This window comes from Collinsella sp. AF19-1LB (genome assembly GCF_003459655.1).
Classification (GTDB): domain Bacteria; phylum Actinomycetota; class Coriobacteriia; order Coriobacteriales; family Coriobacteriaceae; genus Collinsella.
The window spans coordinates 1-12,492 of sequence record NZ_QRWO01000032.1; the positions used below are offsets into that span (position 1 = coordinate 1).

The 12,492-nt window shown below is 60.8% G+C and carries 11 protein-coding genes; all 11 read right to left on the reverse strand.

Annotated features, from left to right (window positions below):
* Positions 1-93: 93 nt before the first annotated feature.
* A complete protein-coding gene (whiA, locus tag DWX39_RS09260; RefSeq protein WP_117759549.1) occupies positions 94-1,023 on the reverse strand; it encodes a DNA-binding protein WhiA in 930 nt (309 codons plus the stop codon).
* 6 nt (positions 1,024-1,029) lie between these two features.
* Positions 1,030-1,950: an RNase adapter RapZ gene (gene rapZ / locus DWX39_RS09265; protein ID WP_022094878.1), complete on the reverse strand. Its 921-nt coding sequence runs from the start codon at positions 1,948-1,950 to the stop codon at positions 1,030-1,032.
* Positions 1,951-2,051: 101 nt separating this feature from the next.
* The gene (locus tag DWX39_RS09270; RefSeq protein WP_022094877.1) at positions 2,052-2,738 is read right to left on the reverse strand and encodes an N-acetylmannosamine-6-phosphate 2-epimerase; all 687 of its coding nucleotides are present in this window, start codon (positions 2,736-2,738) and stop codon (positions 2,052-2,054) included.
* 140 nt (positions 2,739-2,878) lie between these two features.
* Positions 2,879-3,844, reverse strand: coding sequence for an ROK family protein (locus DWX39_RS09275; protein WP_022094876.1), 966 nt, complete (start codon positions 3,842-3,844; stop codon positions 2,879-2,881).
* Positions 3,845-4,014: 170 nt separating this feature from the next.
* On the reverse strand, positions 4,015-4,935 hold the full coding sequence (locus tag DWX39_RS09280) for a dihydrodipicolinate synthase family protein (protein ID WP_035138887.1): 921 nt from the start codon (positions 4,933-4,935) through the stop codon (positions 4,015-4,017).
* 68 nt (positions 4,936-5,003) lie between these two features.
* Entirely contained in the window at positions 5,004-5,855 is an 852-nt protein-coding gene (locus tag DWX39_RS09285) for an acetylxylan esterase (protein ID WP_117759551.1), read from the reverse strand.
* Complete coding sequence (locus DWX39_RS09290; protein ID WP_117759553.1) at positions 5,848-6,825, reverse strand: acetylxylan esterase; 978 nt, start codon at positions 6,823-6,825, stop codon at positions 5,848-5,850. Before DWX39_RS09290 ends, DWX39_RS09285 begins: the two co-directional genes overlap by 8 nt.
* Positions 6,826-6,905: 80 nt before the next feature.
* Positions 6,906-7,733 (reverse strand): ABC transporter ATP-binding protein, encoded by an 828-nt coding sequence (locus tag DWX39_RS09295; protein WP_006236159.1) that lies wholly within the window; start codon positions 7,731-7,733, stop codon positions 6,906-6,908.
* Positions 7,734-9,749, reverse strand: a complete 2,016-nt coding sequence (locus DWX39_RS09300) for a dipeptide/oligopeptide/nickel ABC transporter permease/ATP-binding protein (RefSeq protein WP_117759555.1) — start codon at positions 9,747-9,749, stop codon at positions 7,734-7,736.
* 3 nt (positions 9,750-9,752) lie between these two features.
* Entirely contained in the window at positions 9,753-10,709 is a 957-nt protein-coding gene (locus tag DWX39_RS09305) for an ABC transporter permease (protein WP_117759557.1), read from the reverse strand.
* A gap of 157 nt (positions 10,710-10,866) precedes the next feature.
* Positions 10,867-12,480 carry an ABC transporter substrate-binding protein gene (locus tag DWX39_RS09310; protein ID WP_117759559.1) on the reverse strand — a complete coding sequence of 538 codons (1,614 nt, stop codon included), beginning with the start codon at positions 12,478-12,480 and terminating at the stop codon, positions 10,867-10,869.
* Positions 12,481-12,492 lie beyond the last annotated feature (12 nt).

Genomic DNA, 12,492 nt, shown 5'->3' on the forward strand with positions numbered 1-12,492 from the left:
TTCAGGCTGTTGCGCTGAGATTGAAAATCAACCGTTAAAACGTTTTAAAGAATAAAATAGCAGCTAAATCCGTATATAAGTCGATACTTTAAACTACCCGTTTGCTTCAATGAGCTTTTCAAGCCTCAAAACTCGATGGTAGAGGGCCGACTTCGACAAGGGAGGGTCAGCCATCTCCCCTAAATCACGCAGCGACAGATCGGGATAGCGCTCGCGCAGGTCGCAAAAGACCGCCAAGGCATCCGGAAGCGCATCGCGAAGGCCGCGCTGCTCGAGCTCATCGATAAGCGCAAGCTGATGTTGGGCAGCACCGGCGCTTCTGGTCTGGTTGGCGAGCTCGGCGTTCACGCGACGGTTCACATCGTTCTTAACCAACTTGACCGCGCGCGCCTCCTCAATCTCGGCAACGCTGCGCTTGGCACCAATCAGCTTTAATAAATGCTCGATTTCCTCGGCGCTCTTAATGTACACGGCATATGACCCCCGCCGCGCATTAACACGAGCATGGACCCCAATCTGCCCCAACAGGTCGCAAAGCCCCTTGGCATATTGCTCGCCCTGCACCGCGATCTCCAAATGAAAATCGCCGCGTGGATCGGCCACGAAGCCGCCCGCGATGAGCGCGCCGCGGATGTAGGCAAGCCTGCAGCAGGGACGGGCAACGATGTGTCGGGGAACACCAGCAACGAGCCCTCCCCTGCGGTCTAGAATGCCCAGCAGCACCAGAGCCTTGTCCAGGTCGGGTTGATCGGGCAGGGTAATGAGATAGTTACGGACCTTATGCAAGACCGATTTACGAACGGTGAATTCCGTTTTGAGCTTAAGGATGCGATGCGTCAGCGTGATCATCGTGCGCGCGACGGCTCCCGTCTCGGTCGCGACCGTCAAACGATACCGCCCGGAGCCGGCCAACGAAAGCGTACCGCTCACACGCGTCAGGGCGGCAAGCGTCGACAAATCGCAGTATTCACATTCGGGTTCGCAGCGCGCAAGCTCGTCGCGCACCTCAGCGGTAAACGACATGCAGGCCTATGCCTTCGTGTTGGCGCGCGACAGGTCGCGGTGGGAGATGCTCACGTGATACTGGGCGCCTTCCAGGTAACGGGCCGTGGCCTCGGCAATGGCGACGCTACGGTGCTGTCCGCCCGTGCAGCCGATGGCGATAGAAAGCTGCGGCTTACCCTCCGCGATATAGCCCGGCATCACCGTATCGAGCAGCTGCGTCCAGGCCTTCCAGAACTCCTGGGTCTTGGGATGGTCCAGAACAAAGTCGGAGACTTTCTTATCGAGACCGGTCATGGTACGCATCTCGGGATCGTAAAACGGATTGGGCAGGAAGCGAACGTCGATCATAATGTCCGCCTCGACGGGCATACCGTGCTTAAAGCCAAACGAGAACACGTGAACGTCCATGAGCTGCTGGTCGGACAACTCGGAGAACGCCATGCGCAATTTGTTGCGCAGGGCAGAGGTGCGCAGGCGGCTCGTGTCGATAATCATATCGGCTCGATCGCGCACGCCCTGCAGCTGAAGGCGCTCGCGCTGAATGGCATCGGCCGTAGTCTCCCCCGGCTTGGCAATGGGATGACGGCGGCGATTTTCGCTGTAGCGACGAATCAGCACCTCGTCAGAAGCCTCCAGGAACACGATGTCGCAGCTCATCTCGCGCTCTTCGAGCGCGGCGACCGCATCGAGCAACTCGTCAAACAGTCCCTGGCTACGCAAATCGCAGGTGACGGCGAGATGCCTGCCCACGCCCGTATTGATGCCGACGAGCTCGGCAAGCTGGGCGATGAGACGCGGAGGTAGGTTATCAATGCAAAAATAGCCCATGTCCTCGAACACGTGCATGGCCTGTGTGCGGCCCGATCCGGACATTCCGGTGATGATGACGATATCGGGGATGCGCTCCGAGCGCTCCGCCGCATCCATGGCATCTCCCTTTTGCATGTGCTGCCTCCCAAAAACAAGCGCGGGACCCAGCAACCCGGATCCCGCGCGGTCAATTGCCTATATTGAGTATACCGCCCCGAGCGGATACGAGGCCTGTCTTACGCCTCAAGCGCAGCCTTGAACCAACTCGTAATACTCGTGGGGTGCGTGATGGCGGTGCCGACGACAACGGCCCAGGCGCCAGCATCGATCGCAGCGCGAGCCTCCTCGGGCGTGTGCACGCGGCCCTCGCAGATGATGGGAAGACCGGGGAATTCCTCGGTCGCCTGACGCAGGAGCGGCAGGTCGGGGCCATCGGCCATGGTGCAGTCGATGGCGGCGACGCCGTGAGAAAGCGTGGTGGATACCAGGTCAAAGCCCATATCAACCGCACGGCGAATGTCCTCGATGGTGGCACAATCCGCCATCAGGAGCACGCCCTCCTCGTGCAGCGGGCGGAAGGTATCCTCGACGGTCTTGCCATCGGGACGCGGACGATCGGTGGCGTCGATCGCCACGATATCGGCACCGGCAGCAACGCAGGCGCGAGCGTGACGCAGCGTCGGCGTGATGTAAACGCCCTCGTGTCCATCCTTCCACAGGCCGATAACGGGAACCTCACAGCGACCCTTAATAGCGGCAATGTCGGCAAGGCCCTGACAGCGAATGGCGGCGGCGCCGCCAAGCTCGCAAGCGCGAGACATTTGAGCCATGGTCTCGGGCGTACGAAGCGGCTCGCCCATATACGCCTGAACGCTCACGACGAGCTTGCCCTTCAGGGATTGAATCAAAGGATCGACGGTCATGTGCGACTCAACCTTTCTCAAAACAGCCTTCTGAGACACCGCACCTTGACGTTCAAACCGTCGCTCGCGTACCGAAGTACGCTTCGCTCCTCTTTCACGTCAATCTGCGGCACCTCAGAAGGCGCACTTGGTAGTTATGTTTACTTCAACGACGCAAGAAGGTGTTCGGCGGCACCGATAAGCGGCGCGTCGCCCTCCAGAGAACCGATGAGGATCGGCGTGTCCTGAAGCGGGTCGAGCGCCTGGCTGGCATAGCCCTCGTGCACCGAGTCCTTCCACGTCTGCGAGCGCCAATCGGGACCCTGGTGAATCACACCGCCCGAAAGCACGATGACCTCCGGGTCAAGGATATTGGCGAGCGAGCCCAAGCTGGCGCCCAGCGCAAAGCCAGCGTCATGGATGACCTCGGTTGCCTTTGCGTCGCCCGCGCGGCACAGGTCGTTCACATCGCGACCGACCGAAGGACGGCTGGGGTCGACGCGGCCAAAGCGCTCATCGTACATACGACCAATGGAAGTGCCCGAAGCGACAGACTCAAGATGGCCGGAACGCCCGCAGGCGCAGGGAATGCCGGCGGCAGCCGAGCACTCGATGTGGCCCATATGGCCAGCAGCACCATGGAAGCCCTGCATTACGCGGCCGTTCTCGACATATGCGCCGCCGATGCCTGTACCGATGCCAAGACACAAGACGGAGAACTTGCCCTTGCCGACACCCCAGTGGGCCTCGCCCAGAGCATGAGCCTGCACGTCGCCCACAACGGCAACGGGAAGACCAAGGTCCTCGCGCAGACGCGGCCCCAACTGAACGCCGGACCAGCCGGGCATGATCTCATTGGCATACGCAATGGCGCCCGTCTTGGGATCGACGACGCCTGCGGCACCGATACCGACACCGAGAACCTCGACATCGGGATTCGCCTCAAGAGCGGCCTTGATAGACGCCTCGATACGCTGGAAGACGGCCTCGCCGCCCTCTTGGGCCTCTGTGGGAACCTCGGCCTCAAAAACGGGATGGGGCACACTACCGTCAGCCGGGTACTCCATGATGGCAGTCGCAATTTTAGTTCCGCCGATATCGACAGAGCAGACGTACTTGTTCTCCATGTCGCTCTCCTTAGGAGATAAAAACAACTACAGGAAATGAAGGCGGTGTTATCGCCGCAACTTGGTAAAGGTTTCCCAGGTGCCCGAGGTTGGGGTGAAAGTGGTCGGGCGTTGACCTAATGGGTCACGCCCGACCACTTGAGCCCCAAGATCGGGTGCCTGGGGAAGCTTTACAGGAGACCGTTGTCCTGGAGGACCTTCTTAATCGCCTCGACGTTCTCGCCGGTCATGGCCTTCACCGGGCGCGGCATGGTCGGGCTGTCGAAGATGCCCATGAGGTTCATAGCGGTCTTGAAGGCGCCGACGCCACCGGCATAGCCCTGGACGCCCGAGGTGACGTCCCAGATGTGCGAAATCTCATTGAGGCGATCCTGCTCGGCCTTGACGGTAGCCCAGTCGCCGGCCTGAGCGGCCTTCCACTGGCGCACGTAGCCCTCGGGCTCAACGTTGGCGAGACCCGGGACGGAACCGTCGGCGCCACCGAGGTAGGCGCCGTCGACAACAACCTCGTGACCGGTGAGGATGCTCATCGGGTGGCCGTTCTTCTCGTTCTCCTGAACGAGATAGCGGAACGAGATGTCATCGCCCGAGGAATCCTTGACGCCGGCCAGGACGCCCTCGGCGCCGAGCTTGGCAAGGAGCTTCCAGGGGAGCTTGGTGTGGACGCACACGGGGATGTCGTAGGCAAAGATGGGCAGGTCGAGTTCCTCGTGCAGGATGCGGAAGTGCTCCTCGACCTCGGTCATGCCCTGCAGGGCATAGAACGGACAGGTGGCGACAAGCGCGTCGGCGCCCAGCTCCTGGGCGACCTTGCCGTGCTCGATCATGCGCTCGGTCTCGGTGTCGATGATGCCGACCAGAACAGGCACGCGGTGATCGACGATGCGCACGGCCTCGGCGATGATCTGACGACGACGCTCGTCGGTGGAGAAGACGACCTCGCCCGAGGAGCCCAGGAAGAACAGGCCATCGACGCCGGCATCGATCATGCGGTTGATGCTGCGCTCAAAGGAAGCAACGTCGAGCTGGTGGTCTTCGGTATCGGGAACAACAACGGGAGGGATAACGCCGGTGAATTTCTGAGTTGCCACAAGAATCTCCTTAGTTGTCTGGCGGGCGACCCTATGCCACCCACTCTTGTTGGCAGTGTCCAGGCCGTCTAGGCCAAAGAACACGGGTAGAACGTTTGGTTAAAGAAGTCGACGACTTCGTTTTCGAACGCATTGATGCGCTCGTGAGCGTATTTGGCATAGATGATATGCCTCCGGTCACACTCAAGACCGTTGAACACGGCAAACTGGCCCTTGGGGTCGCTCACGGTATCCATGAGCGAAGTGCCCATGAGCACCGAGCCGCGCACCCGAGACGACAGCGCCTCGAGGCCACCGGGCAGCGGGTTGGCAACCGCCGTGCAGGCGAGGCCCTGCTCATCCAGAGCAGAAACCGCCAGCGCGACTCCGCCGCCAAGGCCCTCGCCCCATGCAAAGATGCGGTCGGGGTCCATGCCATCAAGATTGCGCGCAACCTTCGCCATCGCGCAACCCCAACGGACGCGCTCGACAAAAGCGGGCGAAGCAATCCCCCGCTGCAGGTCGTCCGCACCAGCAACATCGTCATCCAGCGCGAGGACGGCATACCCCATGGCGGCAAATCTCGTCATGTGATGCCAGCCTCGCACAGGCCGATCGATGTCGTGGAACATCAGGCACAGCGGCACGCGCTCAGATACTCGGGCACGACCGACAGGCTCAATCAAACGAGCGTGGACCGCATCGTCACCGAGCTCAAAGGAAATCTCCGAGTAACGAGCGCAGGGGTTAACAAAGTCAATCGCCGTAATGGCCTGGCCTTGAATCTCAAGATTCGACGCGCATGTCTCTAAATCAGAAACATCTGCTTGGACATCGCCGTGCCAGTCCCGATATTCTGCGAGCCTTGACGAAACCGTTCCAGGCATCCCCGCGAGCCTGGGGACAATCAGCTCGTCGACATTGCTCTCGCACTTAGACATGAGCCTCCCCTCCCTCGCAGAAAAACGGAATGATCATGTCGTCAAAGTCCTGAATCTCCTCGTGGCCAAAGCCCTCAAAGAACTCGTGTCGCTTCTCACAGGCCAGGTTGTTGTAGACCGCAAACTGCGTCGCCGGCGGGCAGACGATATCGGCTGTGCCCGTGCCAAACAGCACGGGGCATTTGACCATGGGGGCAAAGTTCTTGGAATCGAAGTACGCCAGTTTGGCATAGGCCTCTTCAATACGAGTCGAGTCCTCGTCAAACCAACGCGACCAATAACGCAGGCCCTCATAAGCGATATCGTCGGCATCCAGATCCCAAACAAGGCGGAAATCCGACAGGAAGGGATAGAGGATGGCGGCACGATTGATAAGCTCGCTGTTAAGCGCGCAGGTCGCAATGCCCAAACCGCCGCCCTGTGATGCGCCGTTCACAAATACGCGGGAAAAATCGATGCCCTCGAGCTCGCGAACAATACGGCACAGAATGCGGATATCCTGGTGCAAGCGGACATAGTAGAGGTTGGCCGGGTCGCCATCGATACCGGCGACGATATGGCCCGCGACCGTTGTGCCTTCAAATCCACCAATATCCTCGGAGGGGCCACCCTGGCCGGGGCAGTCGAGGGCAATGAGCGCCATGCCCATGCCCGCAAACGACGCCTGCTCGAACCAGCTGCGGCTTGCACCCGGATAGCCGTGGAACTGTAACACCAGCGGCACGGGCTCGTCCGAAACCGGCTTGAGATACTTGGCATGCAGGCGGGCGCCGCACATGCCGGTATACCAGAGGTCAAAAAACTGGCAGGTCGCAGTATCGGCAATCGATGCCGCCTCGACCGCATAGTCGATCTTGACGGCGTCAGCCTCGGCCATGCGGTCGTTCCAAAAGAGATCGAAATCGGATGGACGGGGCATGGCGCCCCGATAACCACCAAATTGCTGTTGTAGCTCCTGAGCGCTTGGCATGGCCCGTGAACCCAACCTTTCGAAATCGCAACGGAGGTGCGCCCGGCAAGGGAACCGGGCGCACGGGAGGGAAAGCGAACCTACTCGCCGAGCTTGGGATGAAGCAGCGACGGCGCAGCGCCGAGCAGCATCTTGGTGTAGGGGTCCTGAGGGTGCTGGAAGACCTGCTTGGCCTCGCCCTGCTCGACGATCTTGCCGCCATTCATAACGATGATGTCGTCAGAGATATAGCGGACCGTCTGGATGTCATGGCTGATGAACACCATGGCCAGGCCGAGCTCCTTCTTAAGGTCGGTCAGCAGGTTCAGAATCTGCGCGCGGACCGAAACGTCCAGAGCCGAGGTGGGCTCGTCAGCGATGATGGCATCGGGGTTCAGCGACAGAGCACGGGCAATTGCGACGCGCTGGCGCTGGCCGCCCGAAAGCTGGCCGGGAAGAACCTCGGCGGCGGAGCTGGGCAGACCGGTGAGCTCCAAGAGCTCCTTGACGCGCTTCTCCTGCTCGGCCTCGGTACCCAGGTTGTGGACGCGCATGGGGTCGAGCAGCTGCTCGCGAACGACCATGCGGGGGTTGAGCGCCGTGGCCGGGTTCTGGAACACGACCGAGATGACGCGACCCATGTGGCGACGGTCCTCGGCGGTACGCTTGGTTACGTCCTTGCCCTTAAAGTAGACCTTGCCGCTCGTGGGGGCCTGCAGGCCGCACATGACGTTGGCGGTGGTGGACTTACCGCAACCGGACTCGCCGACGATGCCGATCGTCTGACCGGGCATGAGCTTAATCGTTACACCCTGGACGGCGTGAACCAGGTTAGGGTGCAGAATCGAGCCGGTACGGGTCCTAAAGGTGACATGGACGTCATCAAGGAAGATGATCGGCTCGACGCCGTTGACTGCGGTCTCGCTCATCTACATCACCTCCGCGTGAGGGGTCAAACCATTTGCCTTGAGCACCTCGTCGGGGAGCTCGGAATAGAAGTGCTCGGTGCCGGGCACGCGCTTGAAGACCGGACGGGTGTCCAGGCCAATGCGCGGATGGCTCGAGCGGGGCGCGAAGCGATCGCCCTTGGGGAAATCGCGCGGGCTCGGAACGGCGCCGGGCACCTGGTGCAGACGGCCCGAACCGCTCTCGATGGACAGAACGGAGCCCAGAAGACCGCGGGTGTACTCGTGGATCGGGTTAGTGAGCAGCTCCTTGGTGGGCGCCTGCTCGATAACCTGACCGGCGTACATAACCGTGATGTTATGGGCGACCTCGGCGACCAGCGCCAGGTCATGCGAGACGAAGATCATGGCAAAGCCGAGCTTGGCCTGAAGGTCGTTGAGCAGCTTGATGACCTGCTTCTGGACGGTAACGTCCAGAGCGGTCGTGGGCTCGTCGCAGATGACCAGCTTGGGGTCGCGGGTAAGGGCCATAGCGATCAGAACACGCTGACGCTGGCCACCAGAAAGCTCATGCGGGTAGCTCTCGAGCGTACGCTTGGGGTCGAGGCCCACGAGCTCCAGGAGTTCCTCGGCGCTGCGGGTGCCGCCGCGCTTGGTGAGCTGCTTCATCTGGGCAGAGATGAGCATGGAGGGGTTGAGCGAGGACAGGGCGTCCTGATAGACCATAGCGATATCGGTACCGCGCAGGCCGAACCACTCCTTCTTGCTCATCTTGAGCAGGTCGCGGCCCTCCCAGAGGACCTCGCCGGAAAGGTGCTCGTCATCGTCGGTCAGGCCCATGATGGCCAACGTGGTGATGGACTTACCGCAACCGGACTCGCCCACCAGGCCCATGGTCTGACCAGGACGGACGTCAAAGTTGACATGGTCGACGACGTTGATATCACCGTGATGCTCAAACTGAATGCAGAAATCGCGGACCGAAAGGATCGGCTCAACAGACTCGTCGGGCACATGGCGATCGTCACGCTTGAGCTCGACATCGCGCAGGGCGCCAAGGCGAGCGGAGAGGGACTGGGCCTGCTCCCTGTAGGCGCGAACGGGGTCGGAGACCAGCAGGTCGGCCTCACGACGCTTGGAGGAATCGGTCGGATCCAGGGCGGCGGAGGGAGCAGCGGCCATGGCGTCGGTAATGCCCTCGGAGAGGATGTTGAGTGCCAGGCAGGTGATCATGATGGCCAGGCCCGGGAACAACGCCTGCCACCAACGGCCGGCGAGCACGCCGCCGCGGGCGTCGGCGAGGATGTTGCCCCAGGTAGCGGTGGGCTCCTGGATACCAGCGCCGATGAAGGTCAGCGAAGCCTCGAAGATGATGGCGTCGGCGACTAGGGTAACGGTGAAGACCATGATCGGGGCGATGCAGTTACGCAGAACATGCTTGATTAAAATCCACGGAGCCTTGGCGCCGGAAACGATGACCGCGCGGACATAGTCCTCGCCGTACTCGGACACGATGTTGGCGCGCACGATACGGGCAATCTGCGGAGTGTACATAAAGCCGATGGCGAAGATGATCGACGGCACGGAGTTGCCCAGGATGGAGACGAAGACGGCCGCAAGGGCGATGCCCGGGATGGACATGATGATGTCCAAGATACGCATGATCGTCTCGGAGACGGCCTTGCGCGAAACCGCTGCAAGGGCGCCCACGACCGAGCCGCAGACCAGAGCCATGGCAGTGGCGCCAAAGCCGATAATCAGCGAGTAACGACCACCGTAGAGCATACGCGACAGAATATCGCGACCCTTATCGTCGGTACCGAAGATAAATCCGTTGCCGGGAGCCTGGCGAGCCGTAAAGATCTCGACCGGGCTATAGGGGGCAAGAAGGGGCGCCAGAATCGCAGTCAGGGCGACCAGCACCAGCACGACGGCGGCAATCTTAGAAGACAGCGTCATCTTCTTCCAGCCACCGAGCTTGAGCCCCTTGGAGGCAGCCTTCTCGAGCTGCTCGGTTTGCTTCTCTCGAATCTTTACCATAATCTACACCGTCCTGATGCGCGGGTTGATGAGCAGGTAGAGCATGTCAACCACGATGTTGATGATGATGAAGGCAAGAGCAACGACGATAACGACGCCCTGAACCAGGTTCGCCTCGTTGCCCTGAACGCCCTGCAGAATCGCGGTGCCCATGCCGGGGAGGTTGAAGATAACCTCGATGACGACGGCGCCGCCCATGAGGTAACCGATCTTAAGACCGAGGGTGGTGACCGGGGTGATCAGCGCATTGCGAAGAACGTTGATACCGACGACGACCTTCTCGGGAACGCCGGCACCGCGAGCCATACGGACATAGTCCTTGTCGAGCTCCTCGACCATGGCGGTACGCACGATACGAGTCATCTGGCCCGTCAGCGGAAATGCCAAGGCGATGGCGGGCATAATCATGCGGCCCAGATAACCAGCCGGATTCATGGTGAAGTGAGGCAGAGCACCCGATGCCGGGAGCACCTTAAGGTAGGAAGAGAACAGCAGGATCAACAGAACGGCAAGCCAGAACGACGGGGTTGCCAAGCCGGCGATGGAAAAGACGCGGATCACTTGGTCCGGCCATTTGTCGCGATACAGTGCCGCGATGACGCCGAGCAAAAACGAAACGACCGCACCGATGGCAAGGCCGATGAAGGTCAGCTGCATCGTGACGGGCAGGGCAGTGGAGATGCGCTTGGCAACGGAGTTGCGAGCAGCACCATAGGTGCCCATGTCGCCATGGATCAAATCGCCCATATAGCGCACGTAGCGCACGGGCCAGGGGTCGTCCAGACCATACTTCTCATGGTACTCGGCAACCGCCTCGGGCGAGGCACCGTCACCCAACGCCGTGTAGGCGGGGTCGGTCTTGGAGAACGACATAAGGAAGAACACCAGGACGGTGACGCCCAATGCCATGATCGGCAGCGCCACAAGACGCCTTCCAATCAAACGTAGCAAGTTGTTCACGTTCTCTCCCCTTTCTTTTGTCGGTAGGACCAACTGGTATATGAGTACGGATACTCATTACAAGACCCGAGCGACATCGAGGTCGCCCGGGTCTTTGTTTCAACTATGAGGATACGGTCCCAACGACCGACATCCTGCATACAGACTCAAGCGAGTCTTACGCCTTGACGGTCGCAACGCCCCTGAAGGACATGCTCGTCGTGCCGATGCCCTTGAAGCCATCGAGGGCCTCGCCGTTGGGCGCAGTGGACGGATCGTCCCAGGAAGCGGAGACGGTCTTGACGTGGACAACGGGGTACAGAACGGCGTTGTCGGCAATGATGTCAAAGCACTCGTTCCACTTCTTCTGCTGCTCGTCGCCCTCGGCGGCAAGAGCCTCGTCCATGAGACTGTGGAGCTTCTGCCACTCAGCGGACTCCTTCCACGGGCAACGGGTCTGCATCCAGACGTTGTCGCCGTACCACCAGTTGAGCAGCAGGTCGGGGTCGGCGCCGAAGCAGGAAGGATCGCCTGGGGCAAGGAGGATATCGTAGGCCTCGCCGCCGTCGATGGCAGCGTAGGTGGCCGGCGAGGTATCGGTCTGGATGGTCACATCGAAGCCGAGAGCGTCGAGGTCGTTCTTGACCTGGGCGGCCATGCCCTTAATCTGCTCGTTGTCGGTGGTGCGCAGGGTGATGGCACCCGGGGTGATGCCAGACTCCTCGATGAGCTTCTTAGCCTTCTTGGCGTCGGTCTTGTACACCGTGGAAGCCTCATGATAGTTGGTGAAGCTCTTGGGCAGGTAGCAGCTGGCAGCGGTGGCAAGGCCGGCGAAGGTGTTGCTGACCATCTTCTCGGTGTCGAGCGCATACATGACAGCCTGACGGACCTTGACGTTGTTCCAAGGCTCCTTGGCGACGTTGAACATGATGAAGCGGGTGCCGAAACCCTGAACGTTATCGATCTTGCAGCCGGCGCTCTCGAGCTGGTCGACGGCGTCAGCGGTAACGAGCTCCATAACGAGCGTGGAGCCCTCCTGCTGAGCGGTAACGCGAGCGGTGGGGTCGGTCAGGATGCTGTACTGGATCTTCTTATCCTCGGCAGCATACTCACCGTTGTACTCGGGGTTGGGAACCAGGGTGATCTCGGTATCGGAGATAGAGTCGTACATCCAGGGGCCGGAGCCGATCGGCTGCTTGGCGCGATCCTCCTCGGTCTGGGTGGCCGGGGTAACGCGGACGATGGCCAGACGATCCTTGAGCAGGGAGAAGTTGGGGACCTTGGTCTTGACCGTCACGGTGCTGGCGTCCTTGGCCTCGATGGACTCGAAGGGCTGGAAGAACGGAGCATAGGTAGCGGAAGCGGCGCAAGCGGTGTAGGAGGCAACGACATCGTCAGCGGTGACCTCGGTGCCATCGGAGAACTTGGCGCCCTTGCGGATGGTGACCTCGAAAGTGGTGTCGTCCACAGACTTGGGATCATCGGTGGCGAGCTCTTTGAAGGTGCTGTAGTCGTGGTAATCGATGCCGTAGAGGCCCTCGACGACGTGCCAGTTAGCACCCAGGCCCACAGCGGAGCCGGTGCTGGCGGGATCGAAGCTGGACGGAGCGTAAGCGGAACCAGCGGTGATCACGCCGCCGCCACGGTTGGCGGAATCGGTGGAACCGGAAGCGGAACCCTCGTCGCTAGAGCTGCCACCGCAGCCGGTGAGACCAAGCCCTGCGACAGCAGCGACGCTGCCGGTGAGGCCGAGGAACGAACGCCTGGACATACCCTTGTTGATGATGGCCATGTCTTCTCCTAT

Bases quoted from the DNA above. Each gene is read 5' to 3' on its own strand.
- whiA (WP_117759549.1), bottom strand. From the start codon at position 1,023: ATGTCGTTTACCGCTGAGGTGCGCGACGAGCTTGCGCGCTGCGAACCC.
- rapZ (WP_022094878.1), bottom strand. From the start codon at position 1,950: ATGCAAAAGGGAGATGCCATGGATGCGGCGGAGCGCTCGGAGCGCATC.
- DWX39_RS09270 (WP_022094877.1), bottom strand. From the start codon at position 2,738: ATGACCGTCGATCCTTTGATTCAATCCCTGAAGGGCAAGCTCGTCGTG.
- DWX39_RS09275 (WP_022094876.1), bottom strand. From the start codon at position 3,844: ATGGAGAACAAGTACGTCTGCTCTGTCGATATCGGCGGAACTAAAATT.
- DWX39_RS09285 (WP_117759551.1), bottom strand. From the start codon at position 5,855: ATGTCTAAGTGCGAGAGCAATGTCGACGAGCTGATTGTCCCCAGGCTC.
- DWX39_RS09290 (WP_117759553.1), bottom strand. From the start codon at position 6,825: ATGCCAAGCGCTCAGGAGCTACAACAGCAATTTGGTGGTTATCGGGGC.
- DWX39_RS09295 (WP_006236159.1), bottom strand. From the start codon at position 7,733: ATGAGCGAGACCGCAGTCAACGGCGTCGAGCCGATCATCTTCCTTGAT.
- DWX39_RS09300 (WP_117759555.1), bottom strand. From the start codon at position 9,749: ATGGTAAAGATTCGAGAGAAGCAAACCGAGCAGCTCGAGAAGGCTGCC.
- DWX39_RS09310 (WP_117759559.1), bottom strand. From the start codon at position 12,480: ATGGCCATCATCAACAAGGGTATGTCCAGGCGTTCGTTCCTCGGCCTC.